At 63.1% G+C, this 17494-nt stretch carries 15 protein-coding genes; 9 read left to right on the top strand and 6 right to left on the bottom strand.

The annotated features are described in order from the left end of the window. The 4 genes from CIC12_RS24820 to CIC12_RS24805 form a co-directional block, all read left to right on the top strand. The coding region (locus CIC12_RS24820; protein ID WP_168667933.1) for a GYD domain-containing protein at nucleotides 1–186 on the top strand (186 nt) is incomplete at its 5' end. A 62-nt stretch (nucleotides 187–248) separates the two neighbouring features. Then, the gene (locus CIC12_RS24815) at nucleotides 249–452 is read left to right on the top strand and encodes a hypothetical protein (protein WP_168667931.1); all 204 of its coding nucleotides are present in this window, start codon (nucleotides 249–251) and stop codon (nucleotides 450–452) included. Between the two features lie 86 nt (nucleotides 453–538). Continuing rightward, nucleotides 539–1693 carry an FUSC family protein gene (locus CIC12_RS24810; protein ID WP_446728035.1) on the top strand — a complete coding sequence of 385 codons (1155 nt, stop codon included), beginning with the start codon at nucleotides 539–541 and terminating at the stop codon, nucleotides 1691–1693. 188 nt (nucleotides 1694–1881) lie between these two features. Continuing rightward, on the top strand, nucleotides 1882–3534 hold the full coding sequence (locus CIC12_RS24805; RefSeq protein WP_168667929.1) for an FAD-dependent oxidoreductase: 1653 nt from the start codon (nucleotides 1882–1884) through the stop codon (nucleotides 3532–3534). 57 nt (nucleotides 3535–3591) lie between these two features. On the opposite strand, the gene CIC12_RS24800 is transcribed toward CIC12_RS24805, so the two are convergent. Then, nucleotides 3592–3807 carry a hypothetical protein gene (locus tag CIC12_RS24800; protein ID WP_168667927.1) on the bottom strand — a complete coding sequence of 72 codons (216 nt, stop codon included), beginning with the start codon at nucleotides 3805–3807 and terminating at the stop codon, nucleotides 3592–3594. Between the two features lie 488 nt (nucleotides 3808–4295). On the opposite strand from CIC12_RS24800, the gene CIC12_RS24795 reads away from it, so the two are divergent. Both CIC12_RS24795 and CIC12_RS24790 read left to right on the top strand, forming a co-directional pair. After that, on the top strand, nucleotides 4296–4694 hold the full coding sequence (locus tag CIC12_RS24795; protein ID WP_238812881.1) for an SHOCT domain-containing protein: 399 nt from the start codon (nucleotides 4296–4298) through the stop codon (nucleotides 4692–4694). Nucleotides 4695–4837: 143 nt separating this feature from the next. Continuing rightward, a complete protein-coding gene (locus CIC12_RS24790) occupies nucleotides 4838–5392 on the top strand; it encodes a hypothetical protein (protein WP_238812879.1) in 555 nt (184 codons plus the stop codon). Nucleotides 5393–5460: 68 nt separating this feature from the next. On the opposite strand, the gene CIC12_RS24785 is transcribed toward CIC12_RS24790, so the two are convergent. Beyond that, nucleotides 5461–6666 carry a metal-dependent hydrolase family protein gene (locus CIC12_RS24785; protein WP_238812878.1) on the bottom strand — a complete coding sequence of 402 codons (1206 nt, stop codon included), beginning with the start codon at nucleotides 6664–6666 and terminating at the stop codon, nucleotides 5461–5463. 466 nt (nucleotides 6667–7132) lie between these two features. Then, nucleotides 7133–8728 carry a phospholipase D family protein gene (locus CIC12_RS24780; RefSeq protein ID WP_168667921.1) on the bottom strand — a complete coding sequence of 532 codons (1596 nt, stop codon included), beginning with the start codon at nucleotides 8726–8728 and terminating at the stop codon, nucleotides 7133–7135. Nucleotides 8729–9074: 346 nt separating this feature from the next. Between CIC12_RS24780 and CIC12_RS24775 the strand changes: the two genes are divergently transcribed. Further along, nucleotides 9075–9830 carry a hypothetical protein gene (locus CIC12_RS24775; protein ID WP_168667919.1) on the top strand — a complete coding sequence of 252 codons (756 nt, stop codon included), beginning with the start codon at nucleotides 9075–9077 and terminating at the stop codon, nucleotides 9828–9830. A 169-nt stretch (nucleotides 9831–9999) separates the two neighbouring features. Here the strand turns inward: CIC12_RS24775 and CIC12_RS24770 are convergent, their stop codons facing one another. From CIC12_RS24770 to CIC12_RS24760, 3 genes are all read right to left on the bottom strand, one after another. After that, entirely contained in the window at nucleotides 10000–11553 is a 1554-nt protein-coding gene (locus CIC12_RS24770) for a phospholipase D family protein (protein ID WP_168667917.1), read from the bottom strand. Nucleotides 11554–11577: 24 nt separating this feature from the next. Next, nucleotides 11578–12990 (bottom strand): DUF2252 domain-containing protein, encoded by a 1413-nt coding sequence (locus CIC12_RS24765; RefSeq protein ID WP_168667915.1) that lies wholly within the window; start codon nucleotides 12988–12990, stop codon nucleotides 11578–11580. A 338-nt stretch (nucleotides 12991–13328) separates the two neighbouring features. Continuing rightward, nucleotides 13329–13994, bottom strand: a complete 666-nt coding sequence (locus CIC12_RS24760) for a FadR/GntR family transcriptional regulator (RefSeq protein WP_168667913.1) — start codon at nucleotides 13992–13994, stop codon at nucleotides 13329–13331. 234 nt (nucleotides 13995–14228) lie between these two features. Between CIC12_RS24760 and CIC12_RS24755 the strand changes: the two genes are divergently transcribed. Next, complete coding sequence (locus CIC12_RS24755) at nucleotides 14229–16013, top strand: gamma-glutamyltransferase family protein (RefSeq protein WP_168667912.1); 1785 nt, start codon at nucleotides 14229–14231, stop codon at nucleotides 16011–16013. Between the two features lie 45 nt (nucleotides 16014–16058). Further along, entirely contained in the window at nucleotides 16059–17471 is a 1413-nt protein-coding gene (locus CIC12_RS24750; protein ID WP_168667911.1) for an MFS transporter, read from the top strand. Nucleotides 17472–17494: the final 23 nt, after the last annotated feature.

Below are 17494 nucleotides of genomic sequence, written 5' to 3'. Positions count from 1 at the left end.
TGCGAGATGAAAGAGATCTACTGGACGTTGGGTGAATATGACATTGTCACGGTCATCGACGCCGCCGACGATCAAAGCTTCACCGCTTTTGGTCTGGCATTGGGCTCGGCGGGCAATGTCCGCACGCAGACAATGCGCGCCTTCACCAAAGATGAAATCGGTTCGATTATTGGTCGGCTCCCATAATTAGCCGGCTGGCACAGGGGCTGGCGCAATCGGTTCTCGCGTGACCCTCTTCGGAGATCAAGATGAATGCGGACAACACAAGCGACGTGCAGGCTTTCGTACAAACAGCCGAGCAGACTGGCGCGTACGTGTGGGTGATTACGCTGGTCGACTTCAAGAGCCGTGAAGTGAAACGCTCGCTCGTATCGGACGGTACGTACGAAACGCGCGCCGCCGCGAAAGACGCGGGCGAGGCCCGCCTGAAAGCGCTGGCTGTGGATCATTAGGCTCGCGAGCCGCTTTCGCCTGACGGCTGAAGCGCGTATCACGCGGACATTGGCCGCACGAGTACTTCCATTCGACGCACACGCCTGTGAATCAAAAATCGATCCCCGAGGATAACGAACGACCGGGCAGCGCCGACCACGCGAATGGCACGTCGTGCGATTGCGTCCGGGCCGAACCGGCTCATACCCGCCGCAAGTTCACGGCCTTCGGATCGGCCGTCACGTGGCTGGAACAGGTCGATCCCGGTACGCATCGCCGGATCAAGGGCCTGCGGCTCGTCACCGCCTACGGCATTGCCGCCGCGCTCGGGACGTTACAGGACATCATGCACAATCTGCCCGGCGCGATGTCCGTCGGGTCGCTGGCCGCTGGTTTCGCGCTGTGGGCAAGCGTGTCGGAGGCGCGGCTCACGCGGCCCGAATCCAGCCGGGATCTGACGCTTCTGTGCGCCGCGGCCGCACTGGGCGCGGCAATGTTCATCGGCTTTGCGCCGCTCCTGCAGGCTCTTGCGAGCGCGGGCCCCGAACTGACGCTCGTGACGGGAGCGTTCCTCGTCGGCTATCTGAAGCGTTTCGGCATTCTCGGGGCGGGAATCGGCTCGCAGGTCTACATCGGGCAATTGCTTGCCTACGGCGCGCATCTGACGCCCGTGGACCTGCCGGCGGTCTTCGTCGCTGCACTGATCGCGATGCTCGCATCGATCGTTCCGCGCATGCTCAGCGGCCCGGCTGAGCGTCCGGCGACCACCGTGCTGTCACCCGTCGACATGCCGGGCCGTTGGGCACTCGCGCCCGAACTGATCATGGGCTTGCAGGCGGCAAGCGGCGCGTTGATCGTCGTGGCCTTGAACGAGGCGATCGGTCTCAAGGAATCGGCGTGGGCGATCACCGCGTGCACCTATGTCGTCGCGGGATCGGCGAGCGGCACGGCGGCGCGGGTGCGTCGGCGGATCATCGGCACCTTGATCGGCGTTCCGCTGGGTCTCGTGTGTTTGCCGCTCGTCGAGCACGCGCCGTTGCTGGCCTGGGCTGCCGCCGCGCTCGCGATGATCGTCTACGCGATGGCGCTGCCCGAGCGCTACGACATCGCCTCCGGCGCATTCGCCTTCACGCTGATCGTGACGTTGGCGATCGGCGGTGAGCATTCGATTTCGCTGCTCGCCGCCCGCGCATGGGAGACGCTCCTTGGCGGCGCGCTCGGGCTGGCAGCGGCGAAACTGATCTTTCCTTTGCGATCCTGACGAGTTGGTGCGAAGGTCGCGATGATTGTGTGGCGATCAGCCAAGGTTTGCCGCGCGGCGTTGCTTGCGGTATGCGGTCATATAACTAGTTCAGCAGTATCGGTTGGGGGGAAGCTTTACTGCGTCGTGGCCGCTGCGGACCCATCGCCAGGTCCGGCCTTCACTTCACTTGCCCGTTGGACGAAACCATGCTGACCATCGACGACATCCGCACTGTGCCCCTGTTCGCCACCCTCGATGACGACGAACTGGCGCATCTCGCGCATACGTCCGCCGATCTCCATCTGTGCGCCGGTGAGTTCGCGGTTCATGAAGGCGGCGAGCGCGCGCTGTATGTCGTTCTCGCGGGCAAGATGGAAGTTATCAAGACCTTCGACGGCGTCGAGCGCACGCTCGGCTGGCGCTTGCCGGGTACGCTCTTCGGCGAAGTGCCGCTCGCGCTGAGTTCGCCGTTTCCGGGCGCCTATCGGGCAGCGGAGCCCTCGCGTGTGATGCGTGTGGACGCACAGCGCTACTATCAGCTGGCCGCCGCGTCGCCCGACGTTGCGCTGAAGATGGGTGCGCTCGCACGCGAGCGCATCGGCGGTTTGCAGGGCCTTTCCGCCGAACCGCCCAAGATTCGCGTGACGATGGTCGGCAGCCGCTGGGACGGCGCCTGCACGGCGCTGCGTCAGTTTCTTGCCCGCAACCAGATCAGCTACGACTGGATCGCGGTGGACGCGTCCGAGCTGGCGGCGCGCTGGCCGGGGCTCGTTCCGGCAGAAGAGGACTGTCCCGCGCTGCGGCTGGTCGACGGCACCGTGCTGAACCGGCCCGCGACACGCGAGCTGGCGGAGTTGCTGGGCCTGCAAACGCAGCCCCGCCTTGCCGAATACGACACGATGATCATCGGCGGCGGGCCGGCCGGTCTTGCCGCGGCGGTATACGGCGCGTCCGAGGGCCTGCGCACGGTGGTGCTGGAGCGCGAAGCGCCGGGCGGGCAGGCCGGGACATCGTCGCGTATCGAGAATTACCTGGGTTTTCCGAACGGCGTGTCCGGCGACGAACTCGCAAGCCGTGCATTGCAGCAGGCGAGGCGCCTCGGCGCCGAGATTCTGGTGACGCGCTCGGTGGCTCGAATCGATGTCGACAATCGACAGGTTCATCTCGACGGCGGCGACGTGATTGGCGCGAAGACGATCATTCTCGCGACCGGCGTGACGTGGCGGCGTCTGATGATCGATGGCTTCGACCGTTTCATCGGCAAAGGCATTTACTACGGTGCGTCACGCAGCGAAGCGAGCGCCACGCACGGGCTCGACGTTTATCTGATCGGCGGGGGCAACTCGGCTGGCCAGGCTGCTTTGTATTTCGCCAATCACGCGCGCATGGTGACGCTTGTTCTGCGCGGCGATTCGCTCGAGAAGAGCATGTCGCGCTACCTTGTCGAGCAGCTTCGCGGCAAGTCCAACGTGAAGGTGCAATTGCGGGCGGAAGTTGTCGGCGCGTACGGCGATACGCATCTGACGGCGATCGATGTGCGCAGTGCGCTCAGCGCAGAAGTGAGCCGGCACGATTGCGGCGGGTTGTTCGTGTTCATCGGCGCCGATGCGCAGACCGATTGGTTGCCCGAGGGAATCGCACGCGATGCGCGCGGCTATGTGCTCACCGGCGACGATGTCGTGAAGGCCGGACGCTGGTCTCGAAGCCGCGATCCCTATTTGCTCGAATCGAGTGTGCCGGGTGTGTTTGCCTGCGGCGACGTGCGGCTGAGTCCGGTTAAACGCGTTGCGTCCGCGGTGGGGGAGGGCAGTATGGCGATTGCGTTCGTTCATAAGTATCTGCAGAACGACGCTGGATAGAGGCGAACCGGCACTTTCAGTGCAACGGCTACGCGCTATCGGCCTGTTTGCTGTGAGCTATTCCGACCGCCGATTCAACGCCCGAGCCGCCGCGCGCTTTTTTGACGTTGTCGTCCCAGCCAGCATCAGCGCATTCGGACTCCCGATGCATGTGCCCGACATTGTCGCTGCTGAATCGTCGATCGCCTGAGACAGTGCCGGTTCGATAGGAAAACGTACGGGATCGAAGATAGGCTTATGCCAGTCGATCTTCTGTACATCGAAGATGTTCATTGATAGCGGCTCGCCGGGCGATGCGTAATCGTGGTGCGCAACGTCGGGAAGTATGCCAGCATCTGGGGAGGGGAGCGCAACTAGCCTTATCGGCATTCACAGCAGCGACGCAATGTACTCGCGCCTTTGAAAAATTACCCGTCAGCATACCGATATAAGTTATAAAGCTTAAACGGGCAGGCATCAAGCGGGAGAACAGGAGGACGATGATGAAACGCGCATATCGTTACGCCCCGTCGACCCAGTGCGGCGCAATGTTTCCCGGCTGCGCGCGTTCGATCTCCATGCAATACCTGCTGAAAGACCAGCGAGCGGCTTCCACCTGTTGTCTCCACCACGCGCGCAAGTTCATACCATTCGTCGAGAAAGACCTGAACGATTGACCTGCTCTCATGGTAAATTGCCAGCGCTACTGTGCCGACCGCGTAAGCCGTCCATAGCGAGCGACCATACGTGGATAGCTGTTATGCCTTTCAATCGTAATTCGAATGACTGGAGAACAAGAAATGCTTTTTAACGGTGGTTTTACATTCCCGAATTTTCTGGCCGACGTCTTTTCCGTTTTCATGTTTATCCTGTGGTTCTGGTTGCTCATCACGGTATCGGGCGATCTGTTCCGCCGCAGTGATGTCTCCGGTTTAGGGAAAGTCGGCTGGGTCATCCTGCTTATCATCCTGCCTTATATCGGCATATTCGCTTATCTGTTGACACAAGGCCGGGGCATGGCCGAGCGCGATCAGGCGCGCGCCAAACAGGCTCGCGAAGACCTGCGTCAGGTGGTGGGCTTCAGCGCCGCGGACGAACTGGAAAAACTCGACCGGCTGAAAGCGGCGGGATCGATTTCGGCAGAGGAGCACGCGCGCCTGCGAGCGCGGCTGGTGCAGTAATCGGCGATACCCAAGGCTTCGAGCTTCGCCAATGGCGTCACCTCGAAACACGAGTACGGCGTGAAGGTGACGTGCGGATGAAATCGGCGACGCTGAGATTTCAGGTGCATTCAATGCACTACGCGACGTAACTGGAGGAATCCATGCTCACCCGCTCTGCTCGTGTTGTCGATTGCGTCGCGCCGGCGGCGCGGCGATCCACGCCTTTGCGCCGCGCGGCGGTGATCTGCGTCGCGGCGCTGACGCTGGCAGGGTGCGTACAGCCGTGGCAGCAATTCCATGCGGGCCAGGATCAGTCTGCGATCATTGCCCGCATGGGACCGCCTCGCGAAATCCATCAACTACCGGACGGCGGCCGCCGTCTCATGTGGCCGACCCAACCGATGGGCACGACGACAGTCGCTGCCGACATCGATTCATCCGGCCAGATCGTGAACGTACGCCAGGTATTGCAGATCAGAGAATTCAATCGTGCAGTGATCGGCACATGGACACGTGAAGACGTACTGATCAATTTCGGCCAGCCCGCGCAGACCGCATTTTTCCGTCTGTCACAACGGGAAGTGTGGTCGTATCGTTACGTGGAGAACAACATCACGCATCTGATGTTCAATTTCTCGTTCGACACCAGCGGCGTGTTGCGTGAAACGCTACGCACGCCAGATCCTTTGCGTGACCGGGACTTCCGGCGGTTCTGATTGCTGATTGCTGCGGTCGGGCAGGCCTCACCAATTGCGCCAAAGACTGCCGCGCAATTGGCGAGTTCTCACGCGTTGAGCGTGTTCTTATAGATTTTCCCGTCCTTCATGATGACGAGCAGGTTCCTGGCCGGATCGGCGACGAGCGCGAGGTTCTCGAGCGGATTGCCGTCGACCAGCAGCAGATCGGCAAACGCGCCTTCTTCGATCACCCCCAACTTGCCCGGATACGGATTGCGCGGACCGGAGAGTTCGAGCAACTGGCCATTGGCCCCCGTGGCCATTTTTAACGCTTCGGCGGCGCTGTACCAGCGCAGCAGGTGCGTCAACATCGTGCCCTGACGCCTGGTGAGTGCGGGTGAGAACAGCAGGTCCGAGCCGAATGCCGTTTTGATTCCGTGCTTCTTGGCAAGCGTATAAGCATTGTCGGTGCCTGCGAAAACGGCGAGCATCTTCTCCCGGCTAGGACCGCTCAACGGCACCGTGTCTTCTTCGCTGACGAACGGTTGAATGCTCAACCAGGTGCCGTTCTTCGCCATCAGACTCGCCGTCGCATCGTCCATCAGATGAGCATGCTCGATACACTGGGCACCGGCTGCGATTGCTCGCTGAACTGCATGCGGCACATAAGCATGCACCATCACGTAGGTGCCCCAATCCGCGGCGGTTTCGACGGCCGCGCGTAATTGAGGCTCCGTGAAAGTGAGCATGTCCAGCGGACTGCGCGGGGTGGAGACGCCGCCACTGCCCACCAGTTTGATCTGCGATGCGCCTTGCAGGAACTGCTCGCGCACGCGCAGGCGAACTTCATCGGCGTTATCTGCGACGATGCTGCCCCCCGTCTGCTCGGAGCTGCTGATCCTGGCGCCCGATCTCGGCAGATCCGTCAGCGAGCGGAAATCGCCGTGACCGCCGGTGGTGGTGATCATCGCGCCGGAAGGGTAAATGCGCGGACCCGAGATGAGGCCCTCGTCGATCGCCTGTTTCAAGGCGAACGCCGGGCCGCCCGCATCGCGCACCGTAGTGAAGCCGCGCATCAGCGTCCGCTCGGCTTCGGCGCTTGCGGCGAGATGCACGTAGGCGATATCGGCGGTCAGCACGACCGGGAGCGGCAATGCGGCGATGATCGTATGCCAGTGCATGTCGATCAGGCCCGGCATCACGACCCGGCCGCCGCAGTCGATCACCTGGGTGCCGTCGGGAACGGCAGGTTTGCTCTGAGTCAGCGTGCGAATGCGATTGCCGTCCACGAGCAGAAAGAGCCCGTCATGCAAGGTGGTGGCTTTTCCGTCGAATAGACGAAAATTCGTGAAGAGAATAGGGCGAGTTGGATTCGCAGGTGGAGGCGCGGTCTGCGCACTCGCGAGTTTCGGCAAAATGAGCATCAACGCGGAGGCGGCCATGCCGGTGACAAAGCCGCGCCGCGTAAGACCGGCGCTGATGCGGTTATTCAGAAATTCAATCTCGGACTTTTGACAAAAGCAGGCAAACGGATGATTCGCGCCATCTTTATCGCCAGGTTTGCGAGAGAACATCGATCCCCCTTCAGAAAGTTTTGATTTCTGTACGTCGGCCAGTGGCCAGTATAGACAGATGGGATCAAAAGAGGAACGCGAGTTTTGCCGCTCGGGACAACGTCGAACGCCCACTGCCATTTGCAAGGCATTCAGATGCCAACTGAAAGCCCCGATCATCAGAATCCCTTATTGGCGGCCCCCCGTTGTCCCCCCCGTTAAAGGCTTATAGAAGCGACTCGATTGGCAGAATCGACAGCATCCAGATACCCATTCGCCCGTACCATGTCGTATTGGGTTCCGTGTCGTGCCGGATTTCCGTGTCGCCGTTTCGCTCGATCCAGAAGATCTTGCCATTCGGATCGAGCTGCACCGAATAGGCGACTTGCGGCACATACGCGAGGAAAGTCGCCTCGATCTGGCTGGCCAGTTCGGGGCTGTCGATCACGAGGCCCAATTCCGTATTCAGATAGGCGGAGCGCGGGTCGAAGTTGAACGACCCTACGAACACCCGCTGCGCGTCCACCACGAAAGTCTTCGCGTGCAGACTCGACCCGGAACTGCCGAACGGACCCGGCGACTGCTCCTTCTTGTGATGACTGCCCGGCAAACGACGCAATTCATACAGACGAACCCCGCCTTCGAGCAGTTCGACGCGCCGGTTCGCATAGCCGGAGTGAACCGCGGCGACGTCGGTCGCTTCGAGCGCATTCGTCAGCACGCGCACGGTGATGCCCTTCTCGGCCAGGCCGGTCAGGTACTGCGTGCCGGTCCTGGCCGGCACGAAATAAGGCGACACGACGTCGATTTCCCGGGTGGGATCGCCGAGCACTTCCCGCATCTGATGCGAAATGAGCGCCTCCGGCGGCGCGTTGCGCAGGCCTTTCGCCGGGTCGTCGCTGATCATGTGCGTCGTGGCCCAGTCGAACGGCAACGTGTTGTCCAGCATCTTCTGTATGACGTGCGGGCCGCGCAACGCTTCCATATAGGCTTCGGCTGCGGGATCTCGCTCGATGGCCTGCGCTTTGCTCGCGAGCACGTCGAGCTGATCGGCGCGCGCCTGCGGCAGAATCCGCTCGACGGGGTAGGACGACGCGCTGGCCCAATAGCGGTCGAAGTCCCGCGCGACATCGGCGGCGGCGGGTCCGACCGCCAATACGTCGAGGTCGGAGAAGACGATGCCGTCGGTGGCATCGAAGTACTCGTCGCCGATATTACGGCCGCCGAGTATCGTCGCCGTGCTGTCCGCGGTCAGTGACTTGTTGTGCATGCGCCGATTGGCGCGCGGAAAATCCGTCAGGAAGCCGATGAATTTGGGTTTGCGCACGACGAACGGATTGAACAGGCGGACCTCGATGTTCGGGTGCGCTTCGAGTGCCGCGAGCGTCGGGTCGAGAGACGAGGCAATGCCGAGATCATCGAGCAGTAGCCGCACGCGCACGCCGCGGTCGGCGGCCTCGTGGATTTCTTCGAGCAGCAGTGTGCCCGTCAGGTCATCGCGCCAGATGTAGTACTGGATATCCAGCGTGCGTTGCGCCGAACGGATGAGGTCCATACGCGCGGCAAACGCCATATGCGCATCGGAGAGCGGGTAGATGCCCGCCAGGCCGGCGTGCGTCTCGAGGGCGGGCCTGACGGCGCGGCCGAGATCGGTGGAGGCGGCCTGCGCGGGCGTCAACGAAGTTGACTCGGTGCGGTTCTCGAGCGATGGCAACGCGCAGCCGGTCAGCAGGCTTGCGCATAGCAGCAGCGCTGAAACCCCGCCAATCGGTCGACGAATTGCGTGGAACGGGTGGTGTCTCAGCGCTCGCTTACGATCCATAGTGTCCTTCGGGCCAATTGTCGTCCATCGGGTTTTACAATCAGGCAAGCCATTACGCGAGCCAAGCAAACATGGCAATATCGCAACGACCATTTACCGCTGATCACCGGCCGATGCGCGGGTGGTCGTGAAGGCTCGAGGCGAACCCGTGCGTTGCGTTGTGCGGTCAGAATACTATGTCTGGAAGATTGCCGAAATTCGCGGGGTAGTCTGCCGGTTGCGAAATCAGTGTGCCTGATGGTATCGGCGGGTCGCGCAAATTCGAACGGGGAGCAACCCTGGCTCCGCTCGGGAGCCGCGTGGCGAGAAATCAATCGAGCGGTTTGCACAATCAGGAGTCGCGCAAGTGAAGGTATCCCGATTGCTGTTTGGCAGTGTCCTGCTGTTCGCGATTGGCGCGGCGCTGCAAGCCGTGTGGCCTCTGTCGCAGCCGGCTTCTTATCATCACTTCGCCGACGAGCGCTCGATAGGCGTGCTTCACAACGCGTCGGACGTGCTGTCGAACCTCGTCATTCTGGTAGCCGGTCTGCTCAATCTTCTCTGGGTGATACGGCATGCGTCGCGTCAGCCCGCGCAATTTCCCGGGATGCTGGTGGCGTCCCTCGGGCTGATCCTCACGGCATTCGGCTCGGCCTACTATCACGAGATGCCGACGGACGCGACTCTCGTATGGGATCGTTTTCCGATGACGATCGTCTTCGCCGGCATTCTGGCGATGCTGTGGACGTCGGCGACCAAACAGCGTGTGGGCTGGGTGCAGATGCTGATACTCGTCGCCGTCTCGGTGGGCACGGTGGTCTACTGGCAGGCGTTCGACAGCCTGTGGCCCTATGCGATCCTGCAGTTCGGCGGACTCGCGCTCGTCGTCGGCATGACGCTCATACGGAAGGTCGAGGCGCTGTCCGGTTGGTGGCTGGTCATCATTTTCTATGCGATCGCCAAAGTCTTTGAAACGCTCGACTGGCAGGTGTGGGCGCTATCGGATCATCTGGTCGCCGGTCATGCGCTCAAGCATGTGGCGAGTGGGTTCGCCGGCGCCGCATTGCTGCTGATCGCGAACGCGTCGCTGCGATCCGGCGGGTGGCGTGCCGGCGCGTGGTGACCGTGGTGACGGGCGGCGCCGGAGATCGACCTCGCAAACGACGGATGCGGATGCGTCACCTGGCGATTGCCGTGCAGCCCGCGCCACGACGTGTTGCGGGTTGGCGTGCCGCGCAGTGCGCTCGCCCATGCCATGGCGCTCGCCCCCGGCAATAGCCCCTACCCCTTCCTCAAAGCTCCGATTCGATCGGCAATAGCCCAAGAAACCAGATGCCCACGCGTTTCAGGCCCGACACGCCCGGCTCGTCGCCCTCCGTCTGCGTACCGTCCGCATTCGTGTCGATCCAGACGATTCGCGCCGTGCCGTTTGCGCTGGGGCGCGCTTCGAGCCGCCACGCGATCTGATCGAGCTTCGGTTCGACTCCGTTCACCACCTCCGAGGCGAGCGCATCGCTTTCGCAATAGAGCCCGATCTCGGTATTCAGCGTGATCGAGCGCGGATCGAGATTCATCGAGCCGATGAAGATGCCGGATTGGTCGAACACATAAGTCTTGGCATGCAACGAGGCTTTCGACGACCCCAGTATCGACTTCTTTTTTTGCCGCGGATCTTCAGACGCCGCAGGCTTCAGTTCGTATAGATGCACGCCCGCCTCGAGCAGGTCCTTACGATAGCGCTGATATCCGGCGTGAACGGCGGCCACGTCCGTGGCCGCCAGCGAATTGGTGAGGACGGTCACGCGAACGCCGCGGCCGGCCTCCTTGCGCAGCCACGCGACGCCTTCCTTTCCGGGCACGAAGTACGGTGAAATGATGAGCATCTCCTTCTGCGGTTCAACGCTCAGGGTCCTGAACTGCGACAGCAGATGCCCGGTCGGATCGTTCGGTGAGCGCGTGATTTTCGCCGGATCGTCGTAGAGCAGGGTCGCCTTGCCCCAGGACACGTCCATTTCGCGCATGGCGATTATTTCGGCATAGCGGCGCGTGGCCTGGGTCACGTAGGGCGTGTCGCGTTGCGAAGCGACGAACGCCGCCAGCTTCGCGCGGTACGCGGCGAGCGCGCCGGGGTCGGCAGGATGACCCGTCAGCCGCTCGATCGGATACGCCGCGTCCGAGTTCCAGAACTGATCGAATGCGCTCGAAATGTCGCGCACCACGGCGCCATACGTCAGCACGTCGAGGTCGCCGAACGAGACGTCGCTCGACGCGCCGAAGTACTCGTCGCCGATGTTGCGGCCGCCGACGATCGCTGCTTCGTTGTCGGCGATGATCGACTTGTTGTGCATGCGCCGGTTCACCCGGCTGAACTCCATCGCGGAGCCGAGCATCTTGAAGCGGCGGTTCGCGACCGGATTGAACAGCCGTATCTGAATGTTCGGATGGGACGCGATGGCGAGCAGCACCTGGTCGTCCGCGCCAGTGCCGAGATCGTCCAGCAGCACTCTCACTCTGACGCCGCGATCCGCCGCGCGCAGCACCGCGTTCGCCAGATGCCGGCCGGTCAGATCGTCGTGCCAGATGTAGTACTGCAGGTCGAGCGTGCGGTCCGCCGCATCGGCGAGCGCCACGCGGCTGAGCAACGCGTCGACGCCGTCGGGCAGCAGATGGAACGCCGTCTGATCCGGATGCTGGCGCTCCTGAGGCACGAAGGCCGCGCCAAGACGCGTGCTGTCCGATGGTTCGATCGCATGCGTTTCGACGCGCCCGGTTTGCGGCGGCAGACTCGCGCAGGCTGACAGCAGCGCCAGAAGCAGAACGGCGAGGGCGGCGCGAAACGTTGCCATGGCTAGACCTCTGGATGCTGGGCTTTATGCTGCGAAATCGGCGGCCATGTCAGCATCGGTACGCGCCTGAAGCTGGCCGTTACGGCACGCGTCGCGAAATTTCTCGTAGTCCTGCTCGACCTGATCGGCATAAGCGCGCGAATAGCTGGCGAGCGCTTCCACCATCTGGTCGCCGTTGCCCAGGTAGCCCGTCACCTCGGTCGCCTGGCCGCCGGCTTTCGCGTGGGCTCGTGCGAGCACCCAGCCGCACAGGCTCGCATACTCGCGAAACGTCTCCTTCGAAAACAGTTCGAGCGTGGCCGAGACCTTCATGTCGCGCAACTGACGCCCGTAGATGTACCGCCCGAACGGGCCAGACGTCCAGCCGAGAAACGGATCGCTCGCGCCCTGCATGAGGCGCTGGCCGTTGACTACCCGCTGGCCTTGATGCCTGGGAGACCGCGCGTCGAAATATCGCGAGACGACGGAAGTCGAGGCTTCCTTGAACTGGATGAACAGCGGCTTCTCGTGCGGATCGACCATCAGCAGGATCAGGCATCGCGTGCCCACGCTGCCGACGCCGACCACCTTGAACGCCACGTCCTGCATCGAGAAGTGCGCGAGCAGATTGCCGCGCACCACGCCGAGGGACTTCAGGTAGTGCCGGTAGATCGGCTCCATCAGATTGCGCCAGTCGCCGAGACCGAGCCAGTCGTCGTCGTGGGTGAAAAGCGTGGTCTTGCCGTGCACGTGGAACACGCCGGGCGGCGCGTCGCGAATCTGCCAGACGCCGTCGCGGTGGCTGGCGAGCTTGGGGAGCATGGTCTCGTGCGTGCGGCGCGATGCGCGTTCGACGCTGTTGCGAACGTGCTGGCGTGCATCGTCCGAGGTCACGGTCTGTTCGAGGCGATCGAACGTGATGAGTTCATACCAGAGTTCGAGCGGGCTCAGCGCCGAATAATTTTCGGTCCATCGCTGATAGCTCTGCACGGCGAGTGCGACGACTTCGTCGGCCAGTTTGTCACCGTGCCCGAGATGCCTCACCGCGATGTAGAAGCTTGCGGTCAAGCGCTTGAGGTCCCACTCCCAGGGCCCGGGCGCGGTTTCGTCGAAATCGTTGATGTCGAAAGCCAGCGCGCGCTCCGGCGTAGCGAAACCGCCGAAGTTCATCAGGTGGCAGTCGCCGCAGATCTGGAAATGAAAGCCGCTGTTGGCGGTGCCGTGGAGATCATGCGCCTGAATGATCGCGCTGCCCCGATAGAACGTGAACGGCGAGGCGAGCATGCGGCCATAGCGCAGTGGAATGAGCGCCTCGACGCGTCCCTGGCTGCTCTCCCGCAACAACCCGACCGGATCGCGATCGGTGTTGCCGATCTTGGTGTGCGCGCTGCGTGGGGTGTTCTTGCGCGCCTGGCGGCCGAGCGCGCGGCGTGCCGCGAGCGAGTCGGATGGCGTCATCGTTTTCTCCTTCGGTAGCGCAAATCGGATCGGCGTGTCGAATTCTTGTCAGGATTTGCTGCGACGGCCAGGGCCGGCTGGAGGGCGATCATCCCGGTGACTGTTTGCACAGCCATACGCTGTCTTGCCCGGAGACCAGTCAGTTGCTTGCGCCCGCGTGCCGCGGCGTAGGCGTGCCGCCGGCTGCTGATAGGCGTTTTACGAGTGCCACGAGAAAGCGGACTGATAAAAGACGGTGTAACGGACGAGTCCGTTTGCCTGTTCAAACTCTAACTGGTCTAACCGGATATTTCCATAGTGCCAGCCCCGAGTGCGGAGCCTGTCTTGCGCCGGTTTCCTCAATCCGTGCCGTCGAGCACGTCGTCCCGCCCGGAAGAAGCGCGTCCCTGGACGCTCAGCAGATGGTCGCGCATGGACCGGGCGGCCGCCTCGCCGTCACGTGCCTTCATCGCACTGACGACCGCTTGATGCTGGCGGGCAAAGAATTGCCGCGTTGCTTGCGCCGCCGTCTTCTCGCGCACGTCCGGTTTGACGCGCATGCCGTTGATGACTTCCATCAACGCGATGAGCGCCGGGTTGCGGGTGGCCTGTCCGATCAGCAAATGGAACCGGTGATCCCATTGCTGCCACTCTTCATCTGTTTTGGCCGCGGCGTTTTTCCGCGCGCATTTCTCCAGTTCCAGCAAATCGTCCCGGCTTGCTTTCGTCGCGGCAAGCTGCGCGAGTGCCGGCTCGAACAGCAGGCGCATTTCCGCGATGTCCGCCGGACTTGCTCCCGCGCGAAGCCCGCGCAGGGTGGGGGCGAACTTCAGCGGCCGCGCACCCAGGTAGGTACCACGGCCGACGCCGCGCCACACCTGGCCGGACGCTTCCAGCGACGCAAGCGCGGCGCGCAGTTCCCGTCGGCTGACCCCGAGGTCTTCGGCGAGCTTGCGTTCGGGAGGCAGTGCGTCCCCGTCCCGCAGTTGATGCCCGGCAATATATTTCAGCAACCTGTCCAGCATCGACTTCCCCTATCTTCTGGATGAACCAATGTAAATTGGTATCAAAGATAGCAGAATCACCGGACTCGCCGGGCTCGCGTTGATTATTTTTTTATCTTGTATTATTGGGCAAATAACGGGTTAACACGGGGCTGAAGTCCGCCGTGCTTCGCCTTATTCTGGCGTGTTGTTTTTGCTGAACCTTTGTTTATTGGTTCAGTTCGTCATTGCCGTTCGTCGCAAAAGGAGTGATGCATGTCGTTTACAACCCGTCCCGAGCTGCTCGGTACATTCGGCATGGTGGCCTCGACCCACTGGCTCGCCAGCGCGTGCGCGATGGCCGTTCTCGAGAAGGGCGGCAATGCGTTCGACGCAGCCGCCGCAGCCGGTTTTGTTTTGCAGATCGTCGAGCCGCATCTGAATGGACCGGGCGGCGAACTGCCGGTCGTGTTCTACAGCGCGCGCGAGGACCGGGTGCGCGTGCTGTGCGGCCAAGGCGTGACGCCGGCGGCCATGACGATCGAGCGCATGCGCGGGCTGGGGCTGGAGGTCGTGCCGGGAACGGGCTTGCTGCCGGCCGTGGTGCCCGGCGCGTTCGGCGCATGGATGGCCATGCTGCGCGACTACGGGCAGCTGCCGATCGAAGACGTGTTGAGTTATGCAATCGGTTATGCGGAAAACGGCTATCCGGTTCTGCCGCGCATGACCTCGTCGATTCTGGCCATCAAGGATTTCTTCCAGACCGAATGGCCTACTTCGGCCGAGCAATGGCTGCGCAACGGCGACGCGCCGCAACCCAACCACCTGTTCGCCAATCCGGCGATTGCGCATACGTACCGGCGCATCCTGCGGGAAGCGAATACCCGCAGTGACCGGGCCGAGCAATGCGAACGCGCGCGCGAAGTTTTCTATCGCGGCTTCGTGGCCGACGCCATCGACCAGTATTTCCGCTCGACCCCGGTGCTCGACACGTCCGGCCTGCGCAACCACGGCCTGCTCGACGCGGACGATCTGGCGCGCTGGGAGCCGACCTACGAGGACCCGGTCTCCTACGACTATCAAGGCTTGCGGGTTCACAAGACGGGCCCGTGGGGACAGGGGCCGATGTTCCTTCAGCAGCTCGCGCTGCTGAAGGGCTTCGATCTTGCGGCCATGGACCCGCTCGGCCCCGACTTCGTGCACACGGTCATCGAGTGCTCGAAGCTCGCGTTTGCGGACCGCGACGTGTTCTACGGCGACCCGGACTTCGCGCGCGTGCCGATGGAAACGCTGCTGAGCGACGCCTACAACGACGAACGCCGTCGGCTGATCGATCCCGCGCGCGCGTCGTTCGAATTCCGTCCCGGCGCGCTGGAGGACAGCGAACGCCGCGCCGCGCTGATCATGGCCAACGCCGGCAAGCAGCAGTCCGGCGGCTTCGGCCAGGGCGAGCCGACCTTCGCGCCGCTGCCGGAACTGCGCGGCGACACGGTTCATCTCGACGTGGTGGACCGCTGGGGCAACATGGTGTCGGCGACGCCGTCGGGCGGCTGGCTGCAGGCGTCGCCCGCCGTGCCCGGTCTCGGTTTCAACGTGACCACGCGCGCGCAGATGTTCTGGATGGAAGAGGGCTTGCCGTCGTCGCTCGGTCCGCGCCGCCGTCCTCGCACGACGCTGTCGCCGACGCTGGTCACGCGCGACGGCAAGCCCTACGCGGCGTTCGGAACGCCGGGCGGCGACCAGCAGGATCAATGGTCGCTCCAGCTGTTCCTCAGGCACGTACACGGCGGCATGAACTTCCAGGCTGCCGCGGACGCGCCATCGTTCCAGACCGCTCATTTCCCCGGCTCGTTCTATCCGCGCTCGATGCAACTCGGCAAGATGTCCGCCGAATCGCGCTTCCCCGAACACACGCTGGCCGAGTTGCGCGCGCGGGGACACGACCTGACCGTGGCCGAGCCTTGGGCTTTGGGCCGTGTCTGCGCGGTGGGAATCCGAAACGGCTTGATGCGTGGCGCGGCGACACCGCGTCAGATGCAGGCATACGCTGTCGGCCGATAGATTTCACGGCCCGCCAAACGTATTCATTCCTTGGGAGAAAACGCCGTGTCCGCTGTCGCCGCCCGCCTCGAGAGACTGCCGATCTCGGGCTTTCATCGCAAGCTCCTGCTCATCGGCGGGCTGGGGTACATGTTCGATGGACTCGATTCATCGTCGCTCGCGTTCCTGCTGCCGGTCGTGAGCAAGCTGTGGCATCTCACGAGCGCCCAGAGCGGGCTCGTCGCGAGTAGCACGTACATCGGCTACTTCTTCGGCGCGTTCCTGTCGGGCGTGCTCGCGGATGTGATCGGCCGGCGCCGCATCATGATGTCGGCGCTGGCGATCTACTGCGCCGCCTCGCTCGCGAGCGCCACCGCCAACGACTGGCACACGTTCTTCGCGTTGCGCATCGTCGCGGGCTTCGGCTCCGGCGCTGAGACGGTGGTGATCGCGCCGTTTCTCGCCGAATTCGTGCCCCGGCGTTACCGGGGCATCTTTTGCGGCGCGCTGGTGGGGTTCATGTCGTTCGGCTATCTGGGTTCGGCCATTCTCGGTTTCAGCGTGGTGCGCAACTTCGCCGACGGCTGGCGCTACCTCGCGGTGGCGACGTCGTTGCCGGTCGTGATGCTGCTTTGGTGGCGCAGGACGCTACCCGAGTCGCCGCGCTGGCTGGAAAGCCAGGGACGGCGCGGCGAAGCGAACCGCATCGTCAGCGAAATCGAGGCGTGGTTCGCGAGCCGGGGCATTCGTCTCGCGCCCGCCTCGGTCTCCGCGGTGCTGCCCGCCGCCGCGCCGATCAAAACCGGCGCGTGGCAGAACGTGCTGACGCTGTGGTCGCCGCGCCTCGCACGCACGACCGCGGTGAGCTGGCTGATGTGGTTTTCGGTCGCGTTCGCGTACTACTCGTTCTTCTCGTGGATTCCAAGCCTGCTGCTTAAGGAGGGGCTCACGATGACGAAGAGCTTCGGCTATTCCATCGCGATCTATGGCGCGCAGATTCCGGGCTATTTCTCGGCGGCGTGGCTCAATGAACGGATCGGCCGTAAGGCGGTGGTGGCGTCCTACATGCTGCTCGGCGGGATGGCGGCGATCGCGCTCGCGTTTTCGCATACGGGTCTGCAGATCATGGCGGCGGGCATCGCGCTGTCGTTCTTCATGAACGGCGCGTTCGCCGGGGTGTACGCCTACACGCCCGAAGTCTTCCCGACGAGCGTGCGTGCAACCGGCACCGGCTCGTCTTCATCGTTCGGCCGGATCGGCTCGGTGAGCGCGCCGATTCTGGTCGGCCTCGTCTATCCCACACTCGGCTTCCTGGGCGTGTTCGCGATGACCACGTCGGTTCTGCTGATCGGCGCCTGCGTGGTTTTCTTCCTCGGTATCGAGACCCGCAACCGTTCGCTCGAAGACATCGAAGTGCAAGGCGCGGAGGCGGCGCCGGACCTTCGCGGCCCGCTCAGCTCCACTGAAATGCGCGGTTGAGCGGCCTGCATTTCTCAATTTGA

It is taken from the genome of Paraburkholderia sp. SG-MS1 (assembly GCF_012275575.1).
In the GTDB taxonomy this organism is placed as follows: domain Bacteria; phylum Pseudomonadota; class Gammaproteobacteria; order Burkholderiales; family Burkholderiaceae; genus Paraburkholderia.
The sequence above is the reverse complement of the archived record's forward strand: the minus strand, read 5'-3'. Positions and strand labels throughout refer to the sequence as shown.